The sequence below is a fragment of the Kitasatospora sp. NPDC024654 genome, assembly GCF_055559155.1.
Genome location: NZ_JBVHLF010000003.1, coordinates 1 through 23,369, shown reverse-complemented (window position 1 = coordinate 23,369; position 23,369 = coordinate 1). Strand labels below are relative to the sequence as shown.

Below are 23,369 nucleotides of genomic sequence, written 5' to 3'. Positions count from 1 at the left end.
TCGTCACCTTCTTCTCTTTCTTTCCCTCCCCCTCCTCCCCCCCCCCCCCCCCCCCCACCCCCCCCCCCCCCCCCCCCCCCCCCCCCCCCCCCTCCCCCCCCCCCGCGGCCGTGGGGCGCGCGGAGTGCGCTCAGTCCTCGGCGCGCTTGTTCAGCGCGTCCACCGCGCGCTGGGTCACCTCGTCCACCTTGCCGAGCGCCGGGATGGTGGTGACCAGCCCCTGCTCGACGTAGTAGCCGATGATCGGCTCGGTCTCGCTGTGGTAGACCTTCAGCCGGGTCCGCACCGCGTCCTCGGTGTCGTCCGAGCGCTGGTAGAGCTCGCCACCGCACTCGTCGCAGACGCCCTCGACGGCCGGCGGGTTGTAGACCACGTGGAAGACGTGGCTGCCGTCGTTGCGGCAGAGCCGGCGGCCGGCGATCCGCTTGACCACCTCGTCCTCGGGGACCTCCAGGTCCAGCACGGCGGTGAGCGCGATCCCGCTGTCGGCCAGGAAGGCGTCCAGCGCCTTCGCCTGGACCAGGTTCCGCGGGAAACCGTCCAGCAGGAAGCCGTGGGCGGCGTCCGGCTGCGCCAGCCGGTCCTTGGCCATCCCGATGGTCACCTCGTCCGGCACCAGCTCGCCGGCGTCCATGTAGCCCTTGGCCTCGAGCCCGAGCGGGGTGCCCTGGCTGATGTTGGCCCGGAACAGGTCGCCAGTGGAGATGTGGGGGATGGACAGGGTCTTGGCCAGAACGTGCGCCTGAGTACCCTTCCCGGCCCCGGGAGGTCCGACGAGGACGATACGCATCAGCGGAGGAACCCTTCGTAATTACGCTGCTGGAGCTGGCTCTCGATCTGCTTCACAGTTTCGAGTCCGACACCGACGATGATCAGGATGCTGGTGCCACCGAACGGGATGGTGGTGCTCTGGTTGAGGGCTACCAGGCCGATCATCGGGATCAGCGCGATGAGGCCCAGGTACAGCGAACCCGGCCACGTGATGCGGGTCAGCACGTAGTTCAGGTACTCGGCGGTCGGTCGACCGGCGCGGATACCCGGGATGAAGCCACCATACTTCTTCATGTTGTCGGCAACTTCTTCGGGGTTGAAGGAGATCGCGACGTAGAAGAAGGCGAAGAACACGATCAGTAGGAAGTACGCGACCATGTAGACGGGGTGGTCACCCTTGGTGAAGTTGTTGTTGATCCAGATCGCCCACCCCGCCTTGCTGCTCGTCAGCTGGGCCACCAGGGCCGGGATGTACAGCAGCGAGGAGGCGAAGATGACCGGGATGACACCCGCCTGGTTGACCTTGAGCGGGATGTAGGTCGAGGTCCCGCCGAAGGCCCGCCGGCCGATCATGCGCTTGGCGTACTGCACCGGGATCCGGCGCTGGGCCTGCTCGACGAAGATGACCAGGACCACCACCACGATGCCGACCGCCAGGACGGCGAAGAAGTCGACCCAACCGCCGCCGATCTTGCCGGCCTTCTTGATCGCCCAGAGGTTGCTCGGGAAGCTGGAGGCGATCGAGGTGAAGATCAGGATCGACATGCCGTTGCCGATCCCGCGGTCGGTGATCAGCTCGCCCAGCCACATGATCATCGTGGTCCCGGCGGTCATCGTGGTGACCATGACCATGATCCGGAAGATCGAGGTGTCCGGCACGACCTCGTTGCTGTAGGGGCAGCTGCCGAACAGCGCGCCGTTCGAGGCGGTGGCCACGATGCCGGTGCCCTGCAGGACCGCCAGCGCGATGGTCAGGTACCGGGTGTACTGGGTGATCTTCGTGGTACCGGCCTGGCCCTCCTTCTTCAGCGCCTCGAGTCGCGGGATCACGACGGTCAGCAGCTGCAGGATGATGCTGGCGGTGATGTAAGGCATGATGCCGAGCGCGAAAATCGTCAACTGCAGCAGCGCGCCGCCGCTGAAAAGGTTGACGAGGCCGAAGAGGCCGTTGTTGGCCTGCTTCACGCAGTTGTTCACGGCGACGAAGTTGACGCCCGGGATGGGAATGTGCGCACCCATCCGGAACAGCACCATGATGCCCAGCGTGAACAGCAGCTTCTTGCGCAGGTCGGGCGTCTTGAACGCCCGCGCGAACGCACTGAGCACGGTGCCTCCTGCGCCTCCCACGCGTCGTCGGCGGGAGGGTCGGTCCTGATGGGGGGTCTTGGAGCGGTTCGCCCGTCGGGCAGACGACAGGGCAGCCTGTCGCAGCCTACAAGGGAACTCCACGGACTCTAACAGTGTGTGGCCACTCGCATGAAGCGTGTGCGCCGTTCCCGGGCCGTCGGCGGCCCCGGATGCCCGGATTTCACCCGTGATGAGCCCGTGATCGGTCGGTGATCCGTGGTTCTCCACGGAGAAAACGACCGGGCCCCGTACCTCTCGAAAGAGGTACGGGGCCCGAACGCTGGTGTCAGCCGAGTCAGATGAGCTCGGTGACGGTGCCGCCGGCGGCCTTGATCTTCTCGGCGGCGGAGCCGGAGACGGCGTCCACCGAGACCTGCAGCGCGACGGAGATCTCGCCGGTGCCGAGCACCTTGACGAGCGAGTTCTTGCGAACCGCGCCCTTCTCGACGAGACCCTCGACCGTGACCTCGCCACCCTGCGGGTAGAGCTCGGCCAGCTTGTCGAGGTTGACGACCTGGAAGGTCACCTTGAAGGGGTTCTTGAAGCCCTTCAGCTTCGGCAGGCGCATGTGGAGCGGCATCTGGCCACCCTCGAAGCGCTGCGGAACCTGGTAGCGGGCCTTCGTGCCCTTGGTACCACGACCGGCGGTCTTACCCTTCGAGGCCTCACCACGACCCACACGGGTCTTCTCGGTCTTGGCACCCGGGGCGGGACGCAGGTTGTGGATCTTGATCGGCGAGTCAGCCATCTCAGTCCACCTCCTCGACCGTGACGAGGTGACGCACGGTCTGGGCCATCCCGCGGATCTCGGGACGGTCCTCCTTGACGACCACATCGTGCATGCGCTTCAGACCCAGCGAGCGCAGCGTCTCGCGGTGGTTCTGCTTGCTGCCGATGTAGGACTTGGTCTGGGTGATCTTCAGGCGAGCCATCAGGCACCAGCCCCAACCGCGGCGGCGGTGCCGGCGGCGCGAGCGCGCAGCAGGGCAGCCGGAGCCACGTCCTCGAGCGGCAGGCCACGACGGGCGGCGATCTCCTCGGGGCGCACGAGGCCCTTCAGAGCGGCCACCGTGGCGTGCACGATGTTGATCGCGTTGTCCGAGCCGAGCGACTTCGACAGGATGTCGTGAACGCCGGCGCACTCCAGGACGGCACGCACCGGGCCACCGGCGATAACACCGGTACCGGGGGACGCCGGCTTCAGCAGCACGACGCCGGCGGCCTTCTCGCCCTGAACGGGGTGCGGGATGGTGCCCTGGATACGGGGGACCTTGAAGAAGTTCTTCTTGGCCTCCTCAACGCCCTTGGCGATGGCGGCCGGAACCTCCTTCGCCTTCCCGTACCCGACACCCACGGTGCCGTCACCGTCGCCCACCACGACCAGCGCGGTGAAGCTGAAACGACGACCACCCTTGACAACCTTGGCGACACGGTTGATCGCAACGACACGCTCGACGTAAGCGGTCTTCTCGACGGCGGGGGCGTTGCCCCGGTCGTCACGCTTACGGTCGCGCCGCTCGCCACCGGTGCCGCCGCCGGCGCCGCTACCGCGGCGCTGGGGTCCAGCCATTGGAATTACCTCTCTCGATTACGTCCGTCGACTGAGCCGACGAGCGGCTTAGAAGTCGAGCCCGGCCTCGCGGGCCGCGTCCGCCAGGGCGGCGATGCGCCCGGCGTAGCGGTTGCCCGCGCGGTCGAAGACGACCGACTCGATGCCGGCAGCCTTGGCGCGCTCGGCGACCAGGCTCCCGACCTTCTTGGCCAGCTCGGTCTTGTCGCCCTCGGCGCCCTTGATGGACACGTCGAGGGTGGACGCCGACGCCAGGGTGTGACCCTTGGCGTCGTCGATGACCTGGGCGACCATGTGACGGTTCGAGCGCGTCACAACGAGGCGCGGACGCACCTCGGTGCCGACGACGCGCTTGCGAACGCGGATCGCGCGGCGCTTGCGGGCGGCGTTCTTGTAGCCGTTGCCCTTGCCGATCTTGACAGAGACACTCATGGCTTACTTACCACTCTTTCCGACCTTGCGGCGGATGACCTCGCCCGCGTACTTCACGCCCTTGGCCTTGTACGGGTCGGGCTTCCGCAGCTTGCGGATCTTCGCGGCGACCTCGCCGACCTTCTGCTTGTCGATGCCGTCCACGTGGAACTTGGTGGGCGACTCGACGACGAAGGAGATGCCCTCCGGCGCGGGGACCAGGATCGGGTGGCTGTAGCCGAGCGAGAACTCCATGTCGGAGCCCTTCGCCGCGACGCGGTAACCAACACCGCTGATCTCCAGCGACTTGCGGTAGCCCGTGGTCACGCCGGTGATCATGTTCGCCACCAGCGTGCGGGTCAGGCCGTGCAGGGCCTTCGACTGACGCTCGTCGTTCGGGCGCGAGACGACCAGGGTGCCGGTCTCGTCCTTGCTGATCTCGATCGGCGCGGCGACGACGTGGGTGAGGGAGCCCTTGGGGCCCTTCACCGAGACCGTCGGGCCATCGATGGTGACGTCCACGCCGGCGGGAACCGAGATGGGCAGCCGTCCAATACGCGACATTGCTGTACCTCCGTTTCCCGAATTACCAGACGTAGGCGAGAACTTCTCCGCCTACGCCCTTCTTGGCGGCCTGCTTGTCGGTGAGGAGACCGGAAGACGTGGAGATGATCGCCACGCCCAGGCCGCCGAGCACCTTCGGCAGGTTGGTGGACTTTGCGTAGACCCGCAGGCCCGGCTTGCTGATGCGCTTGATGCCAGCGATGGAGCGCTCGCGGTTGGGGCCGAACTTGAGCTCGATGGTCAGCTTCTTGCCGACCTCGCCCTCAGCGGGCTCCTCAACCTTCCAGGAGGAGATGTACCCCTCCTGCTGCAGGATCTCGGCGACGTGCGCCTTGATCTTGCTAGCCGGCATAGCCACGGAGTCGTGGTAAGCCGAGTTCGCGTTACGCAGACGCGTGAGCATGTCTGCGATGGGGTCGGTCATGGTCATGATGGCCTCAGGCCTCTCTCGCCGTGGTTTCTCCGCGCCAGGTCCCCCCACCGCACTCCGGGAAGTGCGGCAGGGGCACAGACGCAGGGGACCTGCGGCGTTAGTAAGACTGGGTGCGAGCCCTTCCAGAGAAGGGCCGCGAGCATCCATGGAGATGCCGCGGCAGGGGCCCGACCCCACTACCTTACGGGAGTCCGTACGGGTACCCAAATCTGGGTGATGTGGGGTCGGGCACGCCTGCTTCGCCTATGCGGTAACCAGGGTCCTGAATTACCAGGAGCTCTTGGTCACGCCCGGCAGCTCGCCGCGGTGCGCCATCTCACGGAGGCAGACACGGCACAGGCCGAACTTGCGGTACACCGAGTGCGGACGGCCGCAGCGCTGGCAGCGGGTGTAACCGCGGACAGCGAACTTCGGCTTGCGCTCGGACTTCGCGATGAGGGACTTCTTCGCCATTGGCTCACGCCTCCTTGAACGGGAAGCCCAGAGCGCGCAGCAGCGCCCGGCCCTCGTCGTCGGTCTGAGCGGTGGTCACGACGGTGATGTCCATACCGCGCTGACGGTCGACCTTGTCCTGGTCGATCTCGTGGAACATAACCTGCTCGGTCAGACCGAAGGTGTAGTTGCCACGGCCGTCGAACTGCTTCGGCGAGAGGCCGCGGAAGTCACGGATACGCGGCAGCGCCAGCGTCACCAGACGGTCCACGAACTCCCACATGCGGTCACCACGGAGGGTGACGTGGGTGCCGATCGGCTGGCCCTCGCGCAGCTTGAACTGCGCGATGGACTTACGGGCCTTGGTCACGGCCGGCTTCTGACCGGTGATCGCGGTCAGGTCGCGGATCGCGCCCTCGATCAGCTTGCTGTCACGGGCAGCCTCGCCGACACCCATGTTGACCACGACCTTGACCAGGCCGGGGATCAGCATGACGTTCTCGTACTTGAACTGCTCCTGCAGCTGACCCTTCACCTCGGAGTTGTAACGCTCCTTGAGGCGGGGGGCCACCTTCTCAACAGTCGTCTCAGACATCAGATGTCCTCACCGGTTCGCTTGGCAACGCGGATCTTGTTGCCCTCGTCGTCGAAGCGGTAACCAACGCGAGTGACGACCTTCTTGCCGTCCTTCTCCACGACCAGCTGCACGTTGGAGACGTGCACCGGGGCCTCGACGGTGACGATGCCACCGGCGGTGCCCTGGCCGGGCTTGGTGTGCTTCTTGACCCGGTTCACACCCTCGACGAGGACCTTGTTCTCGGCCGGCAGGGCCTGGATGACCTTGCCCTGCTTGCCCTTGTCCTTGCCGGTGATGACCTGAACCAGGTCACCCTTCTTGATCTTCATGCTGTTCGCCATGGGTTAGAGCACCTCCGGCGCCAGCGAGATGATCTTCATGAACTTCTTGTCACGCAGCTCGCGGCCCACCGGGCCGAAGATGCGGGTACCACGGGGGTCACCCTCGGTGTTCTTGAGGACGACGGCGGCGTTCTCGTCGAACCGGATGTAGGAACCGTCCGGACGACGGCGCTCCTTCACGGTACGAACGATGACGCACTTGACGACGTCACCCTTCTTCACCGAGCCACCGGGGATCGCGTCCTTGACGGTGGCGACGATGACGTCCCCGATACCGGCGTAGCGGCGACCGGAGCCACCGAGAACGCGGATGCAGAGAATCTCCTTGGCACCCGTGTTGTCGGCGACGCGCAGTCGCGACTCCTGCTGGATCACAGCTTTCTCCTGATCGTCAACGAGAGTCGACGGGCCGGCCGCTGCTCACACCAGCGTCTCGCACAGTGACGTGCGGGGACCTGATGCACATACGGCCGTACCTCATCGGCTTCGTTACTTGGCCTTCTCGAGGATCTCGACGACGCGCCAGCGCTTCGTCGCGGACAGCGGGCGGGTCTCCGCGAGGAGGACCCGGTCGCCCACGCCGCACGCGTTCTGCTCGTCGTGCGCCTTCAGCTTGTTCGTACGGCGGATGACCTTGCCGTACAGAGCGTGCTTGACGCGGTCCTCGACGGCGACGACGACGGTCTTGTCCATCTTGTCGCTGACGACGAGACCCTCACGGGTCTTGCGGAAACCGCGCGTCTCGTTGGTGTTCTCAGTCATCAGGCGTTCTCCACCGTCTCGATGCCCAGCTCGCGCTCGCGCATCAGGGTGTAGATCCGCGCGATGTCCTTACGGACCAGCCGAAGCCGTCCGTGGTTGTCGAGCTGTCCGGTCGCCGCCTGGAAGCGGAGGTTGAACAGCTCCTCCTTGGCCTCGCGGAGCTTGGCAACGAGGGCCTCGTTGTCCAGCTCGCGCAGCTCAGCAGCCTTGGTGCCGGCCGACATCAGCTCTCACCTGCCTCGCGCCGGACAATCCGGCACTTCATCGGGAGCTTGTGAGCAGCGCGGGTGAGCGCCTCACGAGCCACCTTCTCGTTGGGGTACGACAGCTCGAACATGACCCGACCCGGGTGCACGTTCGCGATCCACCACTCCGGCGAACCCTTACCGGAACCCATGCGGGTCTCGGCCGGCTTCTTGGTGAGCGGGCGGTCCGGGTAGATGTTGATCCAGACCTTGCCACCACGACGGATGTGACGCGTGATCGCGATACGAGCGGACTCGATCTGACGGTTGGTCACGTAGGCCGGGGTCACGGCCTGGATGCCGTACTCGCCGAACGCGAGCTCGGTGCCACCCTTCGCGGCGCCGCGGCGCTTCGGGTGGTGCTGCTTGCGGTGCTTGACCCTACGAGGGATCAGCATGAGGTCAGGCCTCCGTTCCGGTGCTCTCGGCAGCCGGCGCCTCGCTCACCGCGGCCGCGGGGGCCTCGGTGTTCGCGGGACGACGACCGCCACGGGCGCCACCGCGCTCGCCGCCGCGGCCACCGCGCTCGCCGCCACGCGCGGGGCGGGCGTCGTTGCGGGCCGGACGGTTGCCCGAGCGGGCGGCAGCGTTCTCAGCGCGGACCTCGGCGATGTTCTTGACGTCGCCCTTGTAGATCCAGACCTTCACGCCGATCCGGCCGAAGGTCGTCTTGGCCTCGAAGAAGCCGTAGTCGACGTTCGCGCGCAGCGTGTGCAGCGGCACACGACCCTCGCGGTAGAACTCCGAACGGCTCATCTCGGCGCCGCCGAGACGACCGGAGCACTGGACCTTGATGCCCTTGGCGCCGGACTTCATGGTGCCCTGCATGCTCTTGCGCATGGCACGGCGGAACGACACGCGGGAGGACAGCTGCTCCGCGACGCCCTGAGCCACGAGCTGGGCGTCCAGCTCGGGGTTCTTGACCTCGAGGATGTTCAGCTGGACCTGCTTGCCGGTCAGCTTCTCGAGGTCGCCGCGGATGCGGTCGGCCTCGGTGCCACGGCGACCGATCACGATGCCGGGGCGGGCGGTGTGGATGTCAACGCGGACGCGGTCGCGGGTGCGCTCGATCTCCACCTTGGAGATGCCGGCCCGCTCCATGCCCTTCGTCATCATGCGACGAATGGCGACGTCTTCCTTGACGTAGTCCTTGTACAGCTTGTCGGCGTACCAGCGGGACTTGAAGTCCGTGCTGATGCCGAGGCGGAACCCGTGCGGGTTAACCTTCTGGCCCATTACCGGGTCCCTTCCTTGCTGCTGACGACCACGGTGATGTGGCTGGTCCGCTTGCGGATCCGGTAGGCGCGGCCCTGGGCGCGCGGCCGGAACCGCTTCAGGGTCGGGCCCTCGTCAACGTACGCCTCAGAGATGTAGAGGTCGTCCACGTTGTTGTGGTTGTAGTTGTGCGCGGCGTTGGCAATGGCGCTGTCGAGCACCTTGCCGACCGGCACGGTGGCGGCCTGCGGAGCGAAACGCAGGACGGCCTGGGCCTCCGTGGCGTTCAGGCCACGGATGAGGTCCACCACGCGGCGGGCCTTCATGGGCGTGACGCGGATGTACCGCGCTTGGGCCCTGGCTTCCATGGTTGTCCCCTTAATGGAGTAAGTCATTGAGTCGTTCTGGCGGTGAAGCTCAGGCGACTAGCGACGCTTCGACTTGCGGTCGTCCTTGACGTGGCCGCGGAAGGTGCGGGTCGGAGCGAACTCGCCCAGCTTGTGGCCGACCATCGACTCGGTGACGAACACCGGGACGTGCTTGCGACCATCGTGAACCGCGATCGTGTGACCGAGCATGCTCGGGCTGATCACGGAGCGACGGGACCAGGTCTTGATGACGTTCTGGGTACCCGCCTCGTTCTGCGCGTCCACCTTCTTGATGAGGTGGCCGTCGATGAAGGGGCCCTTCTTGAGACTGCGCGGCATCTGACCTGCTCCTAGCGCTTCTTGTTGGTCTTGCGGCGGCGCACGATGAGGGCGTCCGAAGCCTTGCCGGGCTTACGGGTGCGACCCTCCTTCTGGCCCCACGGCGAAACCGGGTGGCGACCACCAGAGGTCTTACCCTCACCACCACCGTGCGGGTGGTCGATCGGGTTCATGGCCACACCACGCACGGTCGGGCGAACGCCCTTCCAGCGCATACGGCCGGCCTTGCCCCAGTTGATGTTCGACTGCTCGGCGTTGCCGACCTCGCCGACGGTGGCGCGGCAGCGCACGTCGACCAGGCGGATCTCACCGGAGGGCATGCGCAGGTGCGCCATGCGACCCTCACGGGCGAGCAGCTGGATGCCGGAACCGGCGGAGCGGGCCATCTTGGCACCGCCACCGGGACGCAGCTCCACCGCGTGGATGGTGGTACCGACCGGGATGTTGCGCAGCGGCAGGTTGTTGCCCGGCTTGATGTCGGCCGCGGGGCCGTTCTCGATCCGGTCACCCTGCGCAACGCCGCGGGGGGCGATGATGTAGCGCTTCTCGCCGTCCGCGTAGTGCAGGAGCGCGATGCGCGCGGTGCGGTTGGGGTCGTACTCGATGTGCGCGACCTTGGCCGGCACGCCGTCCTTGTCGTGACGACGGAAGTCGATCACGCGGTAGGCGCGCTTGTGACCGCCACCCTGGTGGCGAGCGGTGATACGACCGGCGTTGTTACGGCCGCCCTTGCTGTGCAGGGGGCGAACCAGCGACTTCTCCGGCGTGGACCGCGTGATTTCTACGAAGTCGGCCACGCTGGAGCCACGACGGCCCGGCGTAGTCGGCTTGTACTTGCGGATGCCCATTTGGCTCTCTCGTCCTCGTCCTAATCGACGATCACGATCTCCTGGTTCAGGAGACCGGACCACCGAAGATGTCGATGCGGTTGCCCTCGGCCAGCGTCACGATGGCGCGCTTGGTGTCCTTGCGCTTGCCGAAACCGGTGCGGGAGCGCTTGCGCTTGCCCTGGCGGTTGATCGTGTTGACAGCCTCGACCTTGACCGAGAAGACCGCCTCGACGGCCTGCTTGATCTGGGTCTTGTTGGCGCCCGGCGACACGATGAACGTGTACTTGTTCTCGTCGAGGAGCGCGTAGCTCTTCTCGGAGATAACCGGCTTCACCAGGACGTCACGGGGGTCCGTGAACGTCTTGCTCGTAACGTCGCTCATCAGGCGGCGCTCCCTTCGAGCTCGCCCTCAGCGGCAACGGCCTTGGCGGACGCGGCCGGACCGGCCACGAAACGCTCGAAGGCGGCCTGGGTGAAGACCACATCGTCGGAGACGAGCACGTCGTAGGTGTTCAGCTGACCGGCGTCCAGGATGTGCACGTTCGGCAGGTTGCGAGCGGACTTGTAGCCCAGCTCGTCCGCACGCTCGACGACCAGGAGGACGTTCTTGCGGTCGGTGATCTTGCCGAACAGGCCCTTGGCGGCCTTGGTCGACGGCGCCTCGGTCGCGGTCACGTCGGTGATGACGTGGATGCGGTTGTGGCGGGCCCGGTCGGTGAGCGCACCGCGGAGGGCGGCGGCGATCATCTTCTTCGGGGTCCGCTGCGAGTAGTCGCGCGGCACGGGACCGTGCACGACGCCACCGCCGGCGAACTGCGGCGCACGGGTCGAGCCCTGACGGGCGCGGCCGGTGCCCTTCTGGCGGTACGGCTTCTTGCCGCCACCGCGAACCTCGCCACGAGTCTTGGTCTTGTGGGTGCCCTGACGGGCCGCAGCGAGCTGCGCCACGACGACCTGGTGCATCAGCGGAACGCTGACCTTCGCGTCGAAGATCTCGGCCGGCAGCTCGATGCTGCCGGTCTTGTCGCCAGCCGGCGACAGGATGTCAATGGTGCTCATTTCCTCACAGCCCCTTCGCCGCGGTGCGGACGAGGACGAGGCCGCCGTTCGGACCCGGGACAGCGCCCTTGATCAGGAGCAGGCCCTTCTCCGCGTCGACCGCGTGCACGGTCAGGTTCTGGGTGGTCACACGCTCGTGACCCATCCGACCGGCCATGCGCAGGCCCTTGAACACGCGGCCCGGGGTGGCGCAGCCACCGATCGAACCGGGCGAGCGGTGCTTGCGCTGGGTGCCGTGACCGGCGCCGAGGCCCTTGAAGTTGTGACGCTTCATGACACCGGCGAAGCCCTTGCCCTTGGAGGTGCCGGTCACGTCGACCTTGACACCCGCCTCGAACAGCTCGGCGGTGATCTCCTGGCCCAGCGTGTACTCGGACGCGTCCGAGGTACGCAGCTCGACCAGGTGGCGGCGCGGGGTGACACCGGCCTTGGCGAAGTGGCCCGCGAGGGGCTTGTTCACCTTGCGGGGGTCGATCTCGCCGAAGCCGATCTGCACGGCGTCGTAGCCGGCAGCGCTGTCAGCGGTGTGGACCTGGGTCACGACATTCGGCCCGGCCTTGACGACGGTCACCGGAACGATCCGGTTGTTCTCGTCCCAGACCTGGGTCATGCCGAGCTTCTCGCCCAGGATGCCCTTAATCTGCTTTGCCATCTTCGTCGCGCCTCTCAGAGCTTGATCTCGATGTCGACGCCGGCCGGAAGGTCGAGGCGCATCAGCGAGTCAACGGTCTTCGGGGTCGGGTCGAGGATGTCGATCAGACGCTTGTGAGTGCGCATCTCGAAGTGCTCGCGCGAGTCCTTGTACTTGTGCGGCGAGCGGATGACGCAGTAAACGTTCTTCTCAGTGGGCAGCGGCACCGGGCCCGCGACCTGCGCACCAGTACGGATCACCGTCTCGACGATCTTCTTCGCCGAGGAGTCGATGACCTCGTGGTCGTAGGCCTTGAGCCGGATGCGGATCTTCTGTCCCGCCATGGCTACTCGTAGTCCTTAGTCGTCTTGTTGCCTCTACGGCCGGATTCGTCCGGGTGGACTGGTCCGGCGGCTGCCCTGGGTGGTTTCCCGCCGACCCCCGCGCTCGGGCGTGTCGCACTCGCGCCTACGAAAAGGGAAAGAACCCTCTTCTGGGATCCGGGTCGGTCTTGCACCCACGGGTGCCGGGTCGAGGCCCCGCCCACGCTTCCCGGAAGATTCCCGTACGTCCGCCCCGCAGCTGCCGCGGTGTCGCTTACACACCACTGCATTCACACACAGCACGTGAACACATGAACGGCCATCACGGGAACGACGAGTACATGGGACTCGCTTCCGGTCCTCCCGGCGGGAGGCGCGCAGCATCGGCACTCAACCGAGCAACTTGACTATCTTGCCATACCACGAGGCCAGGATGCCAATCGGCGCCGGCCGCCCCGGCGCGCGCCAGCGGCCGGGCGCCCGGCCGGCGCGAGCCCGACAGGCGGTCAACTCCGCCGCCCCGCACCCGCGGTGACACCGGAGGACGTTCCACCGGCAGCGCCCCGCACGACCACCGCCGGCGCCCCACCGTGACCGGTCTCACGCCCGGCCCCGGGCACGGCGAAGGGCCCCGGCTCCCGTCCGTGCGGACGGGGGCCGGGGCCCTTCGCGCTGACAGCCTGCGGTGCAGGCAGGTCAGACCGGCAATTACTTGACGATCTTGGTGACCTGGCCGGCGCCGACGGTGCGGCCACCCTCACGGATGGCGAACTTCAGGCCCTCCTCCATGGCGACCGGCTGGATCAGCGCGACCGTCATGGCGGTGTTGTCGCCCGGCATGACCATCTCGGTGCCCTCGGGGAGGGTCACGACGCCGGTCACGTCCGTGGTACGGAAGTAGAACTGCGGGCGGTAGTTGTTGAAGAACGGGGTGTGGCGGCCACCCTCGTCCTTCGACAGGATGTAGGCCTGGGCCTCGAACTCGGTGTGCGGGGTGACCGAACCCGGCTTGATGATGACCTGGCCGCGCTCGACGTCCTCGCGCTTGATGCCACGGAGCAGCAGACCGACGTTCTCACCGGCCTGGCCCTCGTCGAGCAGCTTGCGGAACATCTCGATGCCGGTGACCGTGGTGGTGGTCTTGGTCTCCTTGATGCCGATGATGTCGACAGTCTCGTTGACCTTGAGGATGCCACGCTCGATACGACCGGTGACGACGGTGCCACGACCGGTGATCGTGAAGACGTCCTCGATCGGCATCAGGAACGGCTGGTCGGTCAGGCGGGCCGGGGTCGGGATGGCCTCGTCCACAGCCTGCATCAGGCCGAGGAGCTTCTCGCCCCACTCCTTGTCGCCCTCCAGCGCCTTCAGCGCGGAGACGCGGACGACCGGCAGGTCGTCGCCCGGGAACTCGTACTCGGAGAGGAGCTCACGGACCTCGAGCTCGACGAGCTCCAGGATCTCCTCGTCGTCCACCATGTCGGCCTTGTTCAGGGCGACGACGATGTAGGGGACGCCGACCTGGCGGGCCAGGAGGACGTGCTCCTTGGTCTGCGGCATCGGGCCGTCGGTGGCGGCGACGACGAGGATCGCACCGTCCATCTGGGCCGCACCGGTGATCATGTTCTTGATGTAGTCCGCGTGACCCGGGCAGTCAACGTGGGCGTAGTGACGCGCCTCGGTCTGGTACTCGACGTGCGCGATGGAGATGGTGATACCGCGCTGCCGCTCCTCCGGCGCCTTGTCGATCTGGTCGAACGGCGTGAAGGGGTTCAGGTCCGGGTAAGCGTCGTGCAGCACACGGGTGATCGCCGCGGTAAGGGTCGTCTTACCGTGGTCGATGTGACCGATGGTGCCGATGTTGACGTGGGGCTTCGTCCGCTCGAACTTCGCCTTCGCCACTGCAGTCCTCCTGAGGACAGTTCTGTACGCCGTACGACGTCAGTTGGTCTTTGATCGGGTTGGGGTACGGGCGCTGGTTCGCGCCCATGCCGTCCCGCGGGTGGGGGCCGGAGGCACCGGCGGGGTCGGGTGTGACCCCGCCGGGTTTGCCTCCATACAGCCTAAGGGTTGTGATTCGTCCCGATATGCGGGACTTACTCGCCCTTGGCCTTGGCGATGATGTCGTCCGCCACGTTCCGCGGAACCTCGGCGTACGAGTCGAACTGCATCGAGTAGCTCGCGCGACCAGAGGTCTTGCTGCGCAGGTCACCGACGTAGCCGAACATCTCGGAGAGCGGCACCAGCGCCTTCACGACGCGGGCGCCGTGACGCTCCTCCATGGCCTGGATCTGGCCACGGCGGGAGTTGATGTCGCCGATCACGTCGCCCATGTAGTCCTCGGGCGTGGTGACCTCGACGGCCATCATCGGCTCCAGCAGGGCCGGACCGGCCTTCCTGGCGCCTTCCTTGAAGGCCATCGAACCGGCGATCTTGAACGCGAGCTCGGAGGAGTCGACGTCGTGCGAGGCACCGTCGAGCAGCGTCACACGGACACCCTGGAGCGGGTAGCCGGCGAGCACACCGAACTCCATGGCCTCCTGGCAACCGGCGTCGACCGAGGGGATGTACTCCTTCGGCACGCGGCCACCGGTGACCTTGTTGACGAACTCGTAGCCGTCGCCGCTCTCCAGAGGCTCGATCGCGATCTGGATCTTGGCGAACTGGCCGGAGCCACCGGTCTGCTTCTTGTGCGTGTAGTCGATCCGCTCGACGGCCTTGCGGATCGTCTCGCGGTACGCGACCTGCGGCTTGCCGACGTTGGCCTCGACCTTGAACTCACGCTTCATACGGTCGACCAGCACCTCGAGGTGCAGCTCGCCCATACCCGCGATGATGGTCTGGCCGGTCTCCTCGTCCGTGTTGACCTGGAAGGACGGGTCCTCCTCGGCGAGACGCTGGATGGCGACACCCAGCTTCTCCTGGTCACCCTTGGACTTGGGCTCGATCGCGACGCGGATGACCGGGGCCGGGAAGTCCATGGACTCCAGGATGACCGGGTTCTTCTCGTCGCTGAGGGTCTCGCCGGTGGTGGTCTGCTTCAGACCCATGACGGCGATGATGTCGCCGGCGCCGACCGACTCGATCTCCTCACGCTTGTTGGCGTGCATCCGGTAGATCTTGCCGATGCGCTCCTTCTTGCCCTTGACGGAGTTCAGCACCGAGGTGCCGGACTCCAGGCGACCGGAGTACACCCGGACGAAGGTGAGCTTGCCCAGGTGCGGGTCGGACATGATCTTGAACGCCAGCGCCGACAGCGGCTCGTCGTCCGAGGCCTTGCGGGCGATCTCCACCGACTCGTCGCCGGGCTTGTGACCCTTGATGGACTCGATGTCCAGCGGCGACGGCAGGTACTTGATGACCGCGTCGAGCAGGGGCTGAACGCCCTTGTTCTTGAACGCGGTGCCACAGAAGATCGGCGTGAAGTCCGAGTTCAGCGTGCCCTTGCGGATCGCGGCGACCAGCAGCTCCTCGGGGATGTCGGTGCCCTCCAGGGCGGCCTCCATCACCTCGTCGCTGACGTTCGACACGATGTCGATCAGCTGCTCGCGGTACTCGGCGGCCTTGTCGGCCAGCTCGGCCGGGATGTCGACGACGTCGTACATCTCGCCCTTGGTCGCCTCGGGCGACCAGACCAGGGCCTTCATCCTGACCAGGTCGACGACGCCGACGAAGTCGGACTCGGCACCGATCGGGAGCTGCATGACCAGCGGGGTCGCGCCGAGGCGGTCCACGATGGTCTGCACGCAGAAGAAGAAGTCCGCGCCCGTGCGGTCCAGCTTGTTGATGAAGCAGATGCGCGGGACGCCGTAGCGGTCAGCCTGCCGCCACACGGTCTCGGACTGGGGCTCGACACCGGCAACACCGTCGAACACCGTCACGGCGCCGTCGAGCACGCGGAGCGAACGCTCCACCTCGACGGTGAAGTCGACGTGACCCGGGGTGTCGATGATGTTGATCGTGTTGTCGACGCCGTCAAGCGTCCAGTGGCAGGTCGTCGCGGCCGACGTGATCGTGATGCCGCGCTCCTGCTCCTGCTCCATCCAGTCCATGGTGGCAGCGCCATCGTGGACCTCACCGATCTTGTACGAGACACCGGTGTAGAACAGGATCCGCTCGGTGGTGGTGGTCTTGCCCGCGTCGATGTGCGCCATGATCCCGATGTTGCGGACCTTGGCGAGGTCAAGGGAGGTTGCAGCCATGGTGGCTCGTTCTCTCTCTGTCTAGTGACGGGGTACGGACTACCAGCGGTAGTGCGCGAAGGCCTTGTTGGACTCGGCCATCTTGTGGGTGTCCTCGCGACGCTTCACGGAAGCGCCGAGGCCGTTGGAGGCGTCGAGGATCTCGTTCATCAGACGCTCGGTCATGGTCTTCTCGCGACGGGCGCGGGAGTAACCGACCATCCAGCGCAGCGCCAGGGTGCTGGCGCGGCCCGGACGGACCTCGACCGGAACCTGGTAGGTCGCGCCACCGACACGGCGGGACTTGACCTCGAGGGCCGGCTTGACGTTCTCGAGCGCGCGCTTGAGGGTCACGACGGGGTCGGAACCGGTCTTCTCACGGACGCCCTCGAGGGCGCCGTAGACGATCCGCTCGGCGGTGGAGCGCTTGCCGTGCAGCAGGATCTTGTTGACCAGCGACGTCACCAGCGGGGAGCCGTAAACCGGGTCGATGATGACCGGGCGCTTCGGGGCGGGGCCCTTACGAGGCATTCTTACTTCTCCTTCTTGGCGCCGTAGCGGCTGCGGGCCTGCTTGCGGTTCTTGACACCCTGGGTGTCGAGGGAACCGCGGATGATCTTGTAGCGGACACCAGGAAGGTCCTTCACACGACCACCGCGCACCAGCACGATGGAGTGCTCCTGCAGGTTGTGGCCCTCGCCCGGGATGTAAGCGGTGACCTCGATCCCGCTGGTGAGGCGCACACGGGCGACCTTACGAAGCGCCGAGTTCGGCTTCTTCGGGGTGGTCGTGTACACACGCGTGCAGACCCCGCGACGCTGGGGCGAGCCCTTCAGCGCGGGAGTCTTGTTCTTCTCGACCTTGTCCTGCCGGCCCTTTCGGACCAGCTGCTGGATCGTAGGCACCGTTTCTCCGTTTTCTGTGTGCCAAGGCTTGGTGGAACTAACCTGCGGTGTTCCCAGCTCACGCCGACCCACGAGGTCGGGTGTGTTGGGCTCCTACCGCCCGGGAGCGGAAGAGGAGAACGCGCGGAATCCATGGTGCTGATGTGCCGCGACGGCGCTCGCGCGAGCGGCGCGCTCTCGTGGGAACGAGGGCGCTCCGGTTTGGCGCGGCGGCCGGTGTGCATGCACGCACAAGGACCCGGGGACACCCCAGGCACAAGGTCAGAGCGTACCTAGCGCATCGAGCGCGGTCAAAACAAATGCACCGCCGCAGGTCGTGGCGCTGCTGGCGGTCGACCCGGGGCGGAGCGCGGCCGGGGCCCGACGCCCGGCCGCTTATAGCACAGGAGGCCCCGCGCGGCGATTCGGCGGCCCGCCGACTCAGTGCCCCGACAGGAAGAGCAGCATGCCGAGGAGGACCAGCAGTGACCAGCCAGCCACCCAGGTGTAGCCGATCACCAGGCCCGCGGTGGCCATCCCCTCGCCGCGCTCCGCGGTCTGCTTCATCTGCCGACGGGCCAGGTGTCCGGTGGCCACGGCCGGCAGCGCGAGCGCCCCGAGGGTCGGCACACTGAGCACGCCGAGCACCAGCGAGGCGATCGCCATGCTGTTGTTCCGCGGCGGTGCGAAGGCGGTCGGGGAGAGGAAGGTCGGCGGGACGGCCGCCCCCTGCGGGGCCACCAGCGGGCCGCTCGGCAGGTCGGCCACCAGCTCGGCCAGCTGGCCGTACGTCTGGGCGCGGTTGGCGGCCTCGAAGCGCTGCGAGTACTCCTCGGCGGAGAGCCGGCCCTCGGCGTACGCCGCCTTCAGGACGTCCACCGTGCGGTCCCGGTCGGTGTGCGCGGCGCGCATCGCCGACTGCGGGCCCGCGGCCGGCTGCCACCCCGCGGCGTACGGTTGCGGCTGCGGCTGCGGCCCCGGCCACGGCTGCACGTCACCCATCCGGTCTCCCTCCCGTGCGGCAGCGACCCCTGGGGTCCCGTCCGCCGTCGACTGGCGCTTCCACTGTGCAGGACGAACCGGGGTCGGCACAGGGTTCCGGCCCGTTGAGCCATCATCCCCGGTCGGCGGCTCCGGCATCATGGCGGGGTGAGCAGGGAACAGCGGCGGCCGAACGGCGCCGAGACCACCGAGTTGCTGGAACGCGCGGTCGACGCGGTGCTGGGCGCGCCCGACCGGCGGCTGGAGGAGGCGGTGGACGACGCGGCCTCGCTGCTCGCCGCCTCGGCCGAGCGGTGGCCGGAGCTGAGCCGGGCCGTGCTGGTGCGGACCGGCCGTTCGCTGCGGCTGCTCTGGGAGCGCGGCTGGCGACCGGCCGACCTCGCCCGACTGACCCGGCGCGACCTGGCCCCGGTCCACCTGGCGCTGCTGGTCGACCTGGTCGCCGCCGAGGCCCGCGGCTACTCCCCCGCCGTGCTGGACCGCCGCTGGCAGGAGCAGCTGCGCGAGCTGGCGGCCGAGGCCTGGTGGCCGGCCGACGACGCCTTCCTGCCCGGCTTCGGCGAGCGGCACCGGCTGGACCGCTTCGCGTTGGCCGGCGCCGTGCTGGAACTGCTGCGGCTGCTCGGACGGCTGCCGGCGATCGCGCCGGTCGGCCCGGCGCCGGGCACCCGTCCGGTGGAGCACCGGGCGTTGCGACCGGTGCCCGGCGAGCCGCGGATGCTGGGCCGGATCCGGGCCCTGCTGGCGAAGGCGGAGTCCACCGAGTTCCCGGAGGAGGCCGAGGCGCTGACCGCCAAGGCCCAGCAGCTGATGGCGCAGCACAGCATCGACGAGGCGCTGCTGGCCGCCGGCCACGCCGGCACCGACGGCCCGGCGGCGCTGCGGATCGGGGTGGAGAACCCGTACGAGGGCCCGAAGGCGATGCTGCTGGACGCGGTCGCGGCGGCGAACCGTTGCCGGGTGGTCTGGGCGAAGGAGTTCGCCTTCTGCACGGTGGTCGGCTTCGACCCGGACCTGGACGCGGTGGAACTGCTCTACACCTCGCTGCTGGTCCAGGCGACCGGTGCGATGCAGCGGGCGGGCAGCCGGCAGCACCTGGACGGCGCCTCCCGGACCAGGGCGTTCCGGCAGTCCTTCCTGGTCTCCTACGCGGCCCGGATCCGCGAACGGCTGACCGCCGCCACCGAGCAGGCCACCAGCGACGCCGCGGCCGGCCGGCACCTGCGTCCGGACGGCAGCGCCGAGCAGCTGGTGCCGGACGAGCGGCTGCTGCCCGCACTGGCCGCCCGCGAGGAGGCGGTGGACTCCGCCACCGACCGGATGTTCCCCAAGCTCACCGCCCAGCGGGTCCGGGTCAGCGACGGCGAGGGGTGGGCCGCCGGCCGCGCCGCCGCCGACCGGGCCGCCCTGCACGGCCGGGGCCGGGTCACCCGCGGCCGCAAGCGCTGAGCCCGTCTCGCGCCCGCTCCGGATAGGGTCGGCGGCCGAACGACGATCAAGGGGGATCCGGGAGTTGGAGACGTACCGGGACAAGGTGCGCGGGGCGCTGCTCGGCGGAGCGGTGGGCGACGCGCTGGGCTGGCCGATCGAGTTCCTGAAGCTGGACGTGATCCGTGAGCGCCACGGCCCGCGCGGCGCCGAGGGGCTGCTGCGTCCCGAGCGCCCGGGCGCCCGGCCCGGCGAGGTCACCGACGACACCCAGCTGACCCTGTTCACCGCCGAAGGCCTGATCCGGGCCCGGCTGGCGGGCGGCCCCGAGGACGCCGCGCCGGCGCTGCACGCCGCCTACCGCCGCTGGCTGCTGACCCAGCAGCAGGAAGCGCCCGATCCGCGGCCACGGCCCGCCCCGTACGACGGCTGGCTGCTCGCCCAGCCCTTCCTGTACGCCCGCCGGGCTCCGGGCCGGGCCTGCTGGGACGGGATCGCGCAGCACCCGCACTGCCCGGCACCCGCCCCGTTCGGGCAGCCCGGCCCGGTCAACCCAGGCTCCAAGGGCTGCGGCACGGTGATGCGGTCGGCCCCCTTCGGGCTGCTGCGGGTCGGTCCCGCCTGGGCGTTCGAGCTGGCCGCCCGCTGCGCCCAGCTCACCCACGGCCACCCCACCGGCTACTACGCGGCGGGCGCCTTCGCGGCCCTGGTGGACCGGGTGACGGCCGGCCGGGAACTCGCGGTGGCGGTCGAGGAGACCATCCGCCAGGTCGAGGCCTGGCCGCAGGGCGACGAGACCGCGGCGGCGCTGCGCCGGGCGGTGGCGCTGGCGGAGCGCGAGGAGCCGGCCGAGGAGGTGGTCGAGCGGGTGGGGCTGGGCTGGATCGCCGAGGAGTGCCTGGCGATCGCGGTGTACTGCGCGCTGGTGGCGCCGGAGGTCGGGGTACGGCGGGCACTGCTGCTCGCGGTCAACCACTCCGGGGACAGCGACTCCACCGGCGCGGTCTGCGGCAATCTGCTGGGCGCGGTGCACGGGGCGGCCGGACTGCCGGCCGAGTGGACGACCCTGGTCGAGGGGCGCGAGGTCGTCCTGCGGGTGGCCGACGACTTGGTGGAACTGTTCGACGGCGCGGGGACGGGCCTGGCCGAGCGCTACCCGCTCGGCTGAGCGGGGCGGAGGCGCCGGGCCTGCCCGGGCCCGGCGCCGGGCACTCGTCCGTCCGCTCAGTCCCAGAGCGCGCCGAAGGCGAGCAGCTCGTCCCGGTGCTCGATCCGCGCCACCCACTCCCCCGGCCAGGCCGCAGCGCCGGCGTGCGCGCCCGCGAAGGCGCCGGCCAGGCAGGCGATCGAGTCGGAGTCCCCGGACGAGTACGCGCCCCGGCGCACGGCCGCCACCGGATCGTCCGGGAGGAGCAGGAAGCAGAGCAGCCCCGTGGCCAGCGCCTCCTCGGCGATCCAGCCCTCCCCGGTGGCCAGGCAGGGATCGGACTCCCGGTCACCCACCGCCAGCGCGCCGTCCAGCCGGTCGAGGACCGCCAGGCACTCGTCCCAGCCGCGCGCGATGAACTCCGCCGGGCCGGGGTCCTGGGCCGACGCCGCCAGGTCGCCCAGCCAGTCGGCCCGGTAGCGGGTCCGCCGGGCGTGCGCGTGGTCCCGCAGCAGCGCGGTGAGTTCGGCCGGTGCCGCGCCGCGCGCCAGCAACCGGACGGCCAGCGCAGTCAGTTCACTCGCGGCCAGCGCGGTCGGGTGGCCGTGGGTGAGCGCCGACTGGAACTGCGCGGCGCCACCCAGCTGGTCGTCGGTCAGCTCCTCGACCAGGCCCAGCGGAGTGACCCGCATGTTGGCACCGCAGCCCTTGGAGCCCAACTGGCTCGCCTGCTGCCAGCGCCGCCCGGGCGCCGTCAACCGCTCACAGGCGGTCAGGCAGGTCATCCCGGGCGCCCGGTTGTTCTCCGGCGAGCGGTACCAGGCGATGAACTCCGCGCGCAGCGGCGGTTCCAGGAGCTCGGCACTGAGCGGGCCGGCGGCGGCCGCGGTGCGCAGCGCGCGGGCCAGCGCGAGCGTCATCTGGGTGTCATCGGTGATCAACGCCGGCTCTGGCAAGGGAAGTTGGCGCCACTCCGGGCAGCGTGCCGCGATGTCCCCGACCTCGTCGAACTCGGTCGGGTACCCCATCGCGTCGCCGATCGCCAGCCCCAGCAGCGCGCCCGTGGCCCGCCCCGCCCCGCTCACCGGGCCGCCACCAGCAGCCGGGTCAGCCCGCGGATCACGTACCCCGGCTGCCAGACCGGCTCCTCGACCAGCTCCAGCCGGGCCGCGCCGCGTAGCAACGCGCCATAGGACTCGGCGAGTTCGAGCCGGGCCAGCGGCGCGCCGAGGCAGAAGTGGATACCCGCCCCGAAGGTGATGTGCGGGTTGTCCGCGCGGGTGACGTCGAGGCGGTCGGGGTCGGCGAAGCGGGCCGGGTCCCGGTTGGCCGAGCCGAAGAGCAGAGCCACCTCGGCGCCGCGCGGGATCGCCGTGCCGGCCACCTCGATGTCCTCCAGCACCCACCGCTCGAACATCTGCAGCGGGGTGTCGTACCGCATCAACTCCTCGATAGCGGTGGGGAGATGACGGTCCACGTCGGAGCGGAGCAGGGCCAGCTGCTCGGGGTTGCGGAAGAGCGCCAACCAGCCGTTGCCGGTGGTGTTGACGGTCGCCTCGTGCCCGGCGTTGAGCAGCAGCACGCAGGTCGAGACCATCTCCTGCTCGCTCAGCGCGTCGCCCTCGCCCTGGGCCTGGATCAGCGCCGAGACCAGGTCGGAGCCGGGCCGCCGGCGCCGCTCCCGGATCAACTCGCGCAGGTAGTCGGAGAACTCGACACTGGCGTCCACCGCCCGCTGGGCCGCCTCGGCCGTCGGGTTGAGCTCGAACATCCCGGTGATCGCCGCCGACCACGGCCGCAGCAGACCCCGGTCGGCCTCCGGCACCCCGAGCATCTCGGCGATCACCGCCACCGGCAGCGGCTCGGCCACTGCGGCGATCAGGTCCCCGCCGCCCTCCGCCAGCAGGCCGCCGACCAGCTCACCGGCCAGCCGGGCCACCGTCGGACGCAGCGACTCGACCATCCGCGGGGTGAACGCCTTGGAGACCAGTCGACGGATCCGGGTGTGGTCCGGTGCCTCCAGGTCGAGCAGCCCGTTGCCGTTGAGCGTGTGGAACGGCTCGTGCGCCGGATCGGGCGGGGTCTGCCCGAACTCCTCGTGGCCGAACCGGTGGCTGTACGTCCGCCCCAGCCGCCGATCCCGCAGCAGCGCGCTGACGTCCTCGTGCCGGGAGACCAGCCACTGCCCGGTCGGCTCGTAGTACGCGACCGGCGTACGCTCCCGCAACTCGGCGTACGCCTCGTACGGATGCGCGATGAACTCCGGTGACCAGGGGTCGAACAGTTTCACCCAGCCAGCCTAGCGACGAGAGCGGAGAGAACAAGAGAGATCGGCTCCCGGATGATCCCGCCGCTCAGCCATGGGAAATCTGCCACGCGTGGAATCCGCCGGGAGCGTCGTCCGGCGGATTGAGGATGGCGTCCCGCTGTGTGGTGTAGCCGATCACGGTTGAGGTGTGCGCTGGCTCGCTCCCGGGGCGCACACCTGCGAGGGATTCACGCTCCCTGA

Annotated in this window: 32 protein-coding genes; 2 read left to right on the top strand and 30 right to left on the bottom strand. The window is 68.6% G+C overall.

The features are described from left to right. Positions 1–130 precede the first annotated feature (130 nt). From ACZ38L_RS02535 to ACZ38L_RS02400, 28 genes are all read right to left on the bottom strand, one after another. Complete coding sequence (locus ACZ38L_RS02535) at positions 131–790, bottom strand: adenylate kinase (RefSeq protein ID WP_465688481.1); 660 nt, start codon at positions 788–790, stop codon at positions 131–133. After that, positions 790–2,097 carry a preprotein translocase subunit SecY gene (secY, locus tag ACZ38L_RS02530; protein ID WP_465688479.1) on the bottom strand — a complete coding sequence of 436 codons (1,308 nt, stop codon included), beginning with the start codon at positions 2,095–2,097 and terminating at the stop codon, positions 790–792. The genes ACZ38L_RS02535 and secY overlap by 1 nt, the downstream gene beginning before the upstream one ends. Positions 2,098–2,413: 316 nt before the next feature. Continuing rightward, positions 2,414–2,866, bottom strand: a complete 453-nt coding sequence (gene rplO, locus ACZ38L_RS02525) for a 50S ribosomal protein L15 (protein WP_465688477.1) — start codon at positions 2,864–2,866, stop codon at positions 2,414–2,416. A gap of 1 nt (position 2,867) precedes the next feature. Then, positions 2,868–3,050 (bottom strand): 50S ribosomal protein L30, encoded by a 183-nt coding sequence (gene rpmD / locus ACZ38L_RS02520; protein WP_030300409.1) that lies wholly within the window; start codon positions 3,048–3,050, stop codon positions 2,868–2,870. Further along, positions 3,050–3,688: a 30S ribosomal protein S5 gene (gene rpsE, locus ACZ38L_RS02515; RefSeq protein WP_465688475.1), complete on the bottom strand. Its 639-nt coding sequence runs from the start codon at positions 3,686–3,688 to the stop codon at positions 3,050–3,052. Before rpsE ends, rpmD begins: the two co-directional genes overlap by 1 nt. 48 nt (positions 3,689–3,736) lie before the next feature. Continuing rightward, positions 3,737–4,120 carry a 50S ribosomal protein L18 gene (rplR, locus tag ACZ38L_RS02510; protein WP_396555451.1) on the bottom strand — a complete coding sequence of 128 codons (384 nt, stop codon included), beginning with the start codon at positions 4,118–4,120 and terminating at the stop codon, positions 3,737–3,739. 3 nt (positions 4,121–4,123) lie between these two features. Next, positions 4,124–4,663, bottom strand: coding sequence for a 50S ribosomal protein L6 (gene rplF / locus ACZ38L_RS02505; protein ID WP_465688473.1), 540 nt, complete (start codon positions 4,661–4,663; stop codon positions 4,124–4,126). Positions 4,664–4,685: 22 nt separating this feature from the next. Further along, positions 4,686–5,093 carry a 30S ribosomal protein S8 gene (gene rpsH, locus ACZ38L_RS02500; RefSeq protein WP_465688471.1) on the bottom strand — a complete coding sequence of 136 codons (408 nt, stop codon included), beginning with the start codon at positions 5,091–5,093 and terminating at the stop codon, positions 4,686–4,688. 270 nt (positions 5,094–5,363) lie between these two features. After that, positions 5,364–5,549 (bottom strand): type Z 30S ribosomal protein S14, encoded by a 186-nt coding sequence (locus tag ACZ38L_RS02495; RefSeq protein ID WP_104816571.1) that lies wholly within the window; start codon positions 5,547–5,549, stop codon positions 5,364–5,366. A 4-nt stretch (positions 5,550–5,553) separates the two neighbouring features. Next, positions 5,554–6,123 (bottom strand): 50S ribosomal protein L5, encoded by a 570-nt coding sequence (gene rplE, locus ACZ38L_RS02490; protein ID WP_465688468.1) that lies wholly within the window; start codon positions 6,121–6,123, stop codon positions 5,554–5,556. Continuing rightward, the gene (gene rplX, locus ACZ38L_RS02485; RefSeq protein ID WP_396557308.1) at positions 6,123–6,434 is read right to left on the bottom strand and encodes a 50S ribosomal protein L24; all 312 of its coding nucleotides are present in this window, start codon (positions 6,432–6,434) and stop codon (positions 6,123–6,125) included. Before rplX ends, rplE begins: the two co-directional genes overlap by 1 nt. 15 nt (positions 6,435–6,449) lie before the next feature. Beyond that, on the bottom strand, positions 6,450–6,821 hold the full coding sequence (rplN, locus tag ACZ38L_RS02480) for a 50S ribosomal protein L14 (RefSeq protein WP_145790774.1): 372 nt from the start codon (positions 6,819–6,821) through the stop codon (positions 6,450–6,452). Between the two features lie 114 nt (positions 6,822–6,935). Beyond that, positions 6,936–7,208 (bottom strand): 30S ribosomal protein S17, encoded by a 273-nt coding sequence (gene rpsQ / locus ACZ38L_RS02475; protein WP_030280777.1) that lies wholly within the window; start codon positions 7,206–7,208, stop codon positions 6,936–6,938. Then, on the bottom strand, positions 7,208–7,432 hold the full coding sequence (gene rpmC, locus ACZ38L_RS02470; protein WP_101381388.1) for a 50S ribosomal protein L29: 225 nt from the start codon (positions 7,430–7,432) through the stop codon (positions 7,208–7,210). The genes rpsQ and rpmC overlap by 1 nt, the downstream gene beginning before the upstream one ends. Beyond that, a complete protein-coding gene (gene rplP / locus ACZ38L_RS02465; RefSeq protein ID WP_033824227.1) occupies positions 7,432–7,851 on the bottom strand; it encodes a 50S ribosomal protein L16 in 420 nt (139 codons plus the stop codon). Before rplP ends, rpmC begins: the two co-directional genes overlap by 1 nt. A 4-nt stretch (positions 7,852–7,855) precedes the next feature. After that, complete coding sequence (gene rpsC, locus ACZ38L_RS02460) at positions 7,856–8,689, bottom strand: 30S ribosomal protein S3 (RefSeq protein WP_388004786.1); 834 nt, start codon at positions 8,687–8,689, stop codon at positions 7,856–7,858. Beyond that, the gene (gene rplV / locus ACZ38L_RS02455; RefSeq protein ID WP_396555462.1) at positions 8,689–9,036 is read right to left on the bottom strand and encodes a 50S ribosomal protein L22; all 348 of its coding nucleotides are present in this window, start codon (positions 9,034–9,036) and stop codon (positions 8,689–8,691) included. Before rplV ends, rpsC begins: the two co-directional genes overlap by 1 nt. 57 nt (positions 9,037–9,093) lie before the next feature. Then, entirely contained in the window at positions 9,094–9,375 is a 282-nt protein-coding gene (rpsS, locus tag ACZ38L_RS02450; RefSeq protein WP_035848164.1) for a 30S ribosomal protein S19, read from the bottom strand. An 11-nt stretch (positions 9,376–9,386) separates the two neighbouring features. Further along, positions 9,387–10,223 (bottom strand): 50S ribosomal protein L2, encoded by an 837-nt coding sequence (gene rplB, locus ACZ38L_RS02445; RefSeq protein WP_396555464.1) that lies wholly within the window; start codon positions 10,221–10,223, stop codon positions 9,387–9,389. Between the two features lie 46 nt (positions 10,224–10,269). After that, positions 10,270–10,587, bottom strand: a complete 318-nt coding sequence (gene rplW / locus ACZ38L_RS02440) for a 50S ribosomal protein L23 (RefSeq protein ID WP_396555466.1) — start codon at positions 10,585–10,587, stop codon at positions 10,270–10,272. Continuing rightward, positions 10,587–11,264 carry a 50S ribosomal protein L4 gene (gene rplD / locus ACZ38L_RS02435; protein ID WP_396555468.1) on the bottom strand — a complete coding sequence of 226 codons (678 nt, stop codon included), beginning with the start codon at positions 11,262–11,264 and terminating at the stop codon, positions 10,587–10,589. Before rplD ends, rplW begins: the two co-directional genes overlap by 1 nt. A gap of 4 nt (positions 11,265–11,268) precedes the next feature. After that, positions 11,269–11,916, bottom strand: a complete 648-nt coding sequence (gene rplC, locus ACZ38L_RS02430; RefSeq protein ID WP_110670513.1) for a 50S ribosomal protein L3 — start codon at positions 11,914–11,916, stop codon at positions 11,269–11,271. A gap of 14 nt (positions 11,917–11,930) precedes the next feature. Further along, a complete protein-coding gene (gene rpsJ / locus ACZ38L_RS02425; protein WP_012785157.1) occupies positions 11,931–12,239 on the bottom strand; it encodes a 30S ribosomal protein S10 in 309 nt (102 codons plus the stop codon). A gap of 687 nt (positions 12,240–12,926) precedes the next feature. Further along, positions 12,927–14,120, bottom strand: a complete 1,194-nt coding sequence (gene tuf / locus ACZ38L_RS02420) for an elongation factor Tu (protein WP_465688462.1) — start codon at positions 14,118–14,120, stop codon at positions 12,927–12,929. 194 nt (positions 14,121–14,314) lie between these two features. Next, complete coding sequence (fusA, locus tag ACZ38L_RS02415) at positions 14,315–16,420, bottom strand: elongation factor G (protein ID WP_465688460.1); 2,106 nt, start codon at positions 16,418–16,420, stop codon at positions 14,315–14,317. Positions 16,421–16,459: 39 nt separating this feature from the next. Then, a complete protein-coding gene (rpsG, locus tag ACZ38L_RS02410; protein ID WP_035848142.1) occupies positions 16,460–16,930 on the bottom strand; it encodes a 30S ribosomal protein S7 in 471 nt (156 codons plus the stop codon). 2 nt (positions 16,931–16,932) lie between these two features. Beyond that, on the bottom strand, positions 16,933–17,304 hold the full coding sequence (gene rpsL / locus ACZ38L_RS02405; RefSeq protein ID WP_014144289.1) for a 30S ribosomal protein S12: 372 nt from the start codon (positions 17,302–17,304) through the stop codon (positions 16,933–16,935). Positions 17,305–17,724: 420 nt separating this feature from the next. Then, positions 17,725–18,285, bottom strand: a complete 561-nt coding sequence (locus tag ACZ38L_RS02400) for a DUF1707 and DUF4190 domain-containing protein (protein WP_465688458.1) — start codon at positions 18,283–18,285, stop codon at positions 17,725–17,727. A gap of 147 nt (positions 18,286–18,432) precedes the next feature. On the opposite strand from ACZ38L_RS02400, the gene ACZ38L_RS02395 reads away from it, so the two are divergent. Together ACZ38L_RS02395 and ACZ38L_RS02390 are read left to right on the top strand one after the other, a co-directional pair. Next, on the top strand, positions 18,433–19,734 hold the full coding sequence (locus ACZ38L_RS02395) for a DUF2786 domain-containing protein (RefSeq protein WP_465688456.1): 1,302 nt from the start codon (positions 18,433–18,435) through the stop codon (positions 19,732–19,734). A gap of 64 nt (positions 19,735–19,798) precedes the next feature. After that, a complete protein-coding gene (locus tag ACZ38L_RS02390; protein ID WP_465688454.1) occupies positions 19,799–20,881 on the top strand; it encodes an ADP-ribosylglycohydrolase family protein in 1,083 nt (360 codons plus the stop codon). A gap of 56 nt (positions 20,882–20,937) precedes the next feature. Here ACZ38L_RS02390 and ACZ38L_RS02385 read toward each other — a convergent pair whose 3' ends face one another. Together ACZ38L_RS02385 and ACZ38L_RS02380 are read right to left on the bottom strand one after the other, a co-directional pair. Further along, a complete protein-coding gene (locus ACZ38L_RS02385; protein WP_465688452.1) occupies positions 20,938–21,945 on the bottom strand; it encodes an ADP-ribosylglycohydrolase family protein in 1,008 nt (335 codons plus the stop codon). Continuing rightward, a complete protein-coding gene (locus tag ACZ38L_RS02380; RefSeq protein ID WP_465688765.1) occupies positions 21,942–23,144 on the bottom strand; it encodes a cytochrome P450 in 1,203 nt (400 codons plus the stop codon). The genes ACZ38L_RS02385 and ACZ38L_RS02380 overlap by 4 nt, the downstream gene beginning before the upstream one ends. Between the last annotated feature and the right edge of the window lie 225 nt (positions 23,145–23,369).

Excerpts from the sequence above, each read along its gene's own strand:
- rpsH (WP_465688471.1), bottom strand. The coding sequence starts at position 5,093 with ATGACCATGACCGACCCCATCGCAGACATGCTCACGCGTCTGCGTAAC.
- rplB (WP_396555464.1), bottom strand. The coding sequence starts at position 10,223 with ATGGGCATCCGCAAGTACAAGCCGACTACGCCGGGCCGTCGTGGCTCC.
- rplF (WP_465688473.1), bottom strand. The coding sequence starts at position 4,663 with ATGTCGCGTATTGGACGGCTGCCCATCTCGGTTCCCGCCGGCGTGGAC.
- rpmD (WP_030300409.1), bottom strand. The coding sequence starts at position 3,050 with ATGGCTCGCCTGAAGATCACCCAGACCAAGTCCTACATCGGCAGCAAG.
- rplW (WP_396555466.1), bottom strand. The coding sequence starts at position 10,587 with ATGAGCGACGTTACGAGCAAGACGTTCACGGACCCCCGTGACGTCCTG.
- rplX (WP_396557308.1), bottom strand. The coding sequence starts at position 6,434 with ATGAAGATCAAGAAGGGTGACCTGGTTCAGGTCATCACCGGCAAGGAC.
- rplR (WP_396555451.1), bottom strand. The coding sequence starts at position 4,120 with ATGAGTGTCTCTGTCAAGATCGGCAAGGGCAACGGCTACAAGAACGCC.
- rpsQ (WP_030280777.1), bottom strand. The coding sequence starts at position 7,208 with ATGACTGAGAACACCAACGAGACGCGCGGTTTCCGCAAGACCCGTGAG.
- rpsC (WP_388004786.1), bottom strand. The coding sequence starts at position 8,689 with ATGGGCCAGAAGGTTAACCCGCACGGGTTCCGCCTCGGCATCAGCACG.
- rpsE (WP_465688475.1), bottom strand. The coding sequence starts at position 3,688 with ATGGCTGGACCCCAGCGCCGCGGTAGCGGCGCCGGCGGCGGCACCGGT.
- rpsS (WP_035848164.1), bottom strand. The coding sequence starts at position 9,375 with ATGCCGCGCAGTCTCAAGAAGGGCCCCTTCATCGACGGCCACCTCATC.
- rplV (WP_396555462.1), bottom strand. The coding sequence starts at position 9,036 with ATGGAAGCCAGGGCCCAAGCGCGGTACATCCGCGTCACGCCCATGAAG.
- rpsG (WP_035848142.1), bottom strand. The coding sequence starts at position 16,930 with ATGCCTCGTAAGGGCCCCGCCCCGAAGCGCCCGGTCATCATCGACCCG.
- rpmC (WP_101381388.1), bottom strand. The coding sequence starts at position 7,432 with ATGTCGGCCGGCACCAAGGCTGCTGAGCTGCGCGAGCTGGACAACGAG.
- rplP (WP_033824227.1), bottom strand. The coding sequence starts at position 7,851 with ATGCTGATCCCTCGTAGGGTCAAGCACCGCAAGCAGCACCACCCGAAG.
- fusA (WP_465688460.1), bottom strand. The coding sequence starts at position 16,420 with ATGGCTGCAACCTCCCTTGACCTCGCCAAGGTCCGCAACATCGGGATC.
- rplO (WP_465688477.1), bottom strand. The coding sequence starts at position 2,866 with ATGGCTGACTCGCCGATCAAGATCCACAACCTGCGTCCCGCCCCGGGT.
- ACZ38L_RS02495 (WP_104816571.1), bottom strand. The coding sequence starts at position 5,549 with ATGGCGAAGAAGTCCCTCATCGCGAAGTCCGAGCGCAAGCCGAAGTTC.
- rplE (WP_465688468.1), bottom strand. The coding sequence starts at position 6,123 with ATGTCTGAGACGACTGTTGAGAAGGTGGCCCCCCGCCTCAAGGAGCGT.
- rplD (WP_396555468.1), bottom strand. The coding sequence starts at position 11,264 with ATGAGCACCATTGACATCCTGTCGCCGGCTGGCGACAAGACCGGCAGC.
- ACZ38L_RS02400 (WP_465688458.1), bottom strand. The coding sequence starts at position 18,285 with ATGGGTGACGTGCAGCCGTGGCCGGGGCCGCAGCCGCAGCCGCAACCG.
- ACZ38L_RS02535 (WP_465688481.1), bottom strand. The coding sequence starts at position 790 with ATGCGTATCGTCCTCGTCGGACCTCCCGGGGCCGGGAAGGGTACTCAG.
- rpsJ (WP_012785157.1), bottom strand. The coding sequence starts at position 12,239 with ATGGCGGGACAGAAGATCCGCATCCGGCTCAAGGCCTACGACCACGAG.
- rplC (WP_110670513.1), bottom strand. The coding sequence starts at position 11,916 with ATGGCAAAGCAGATTAAGGGCATCCTGGGCGAGAAGCTCGGCATGACC.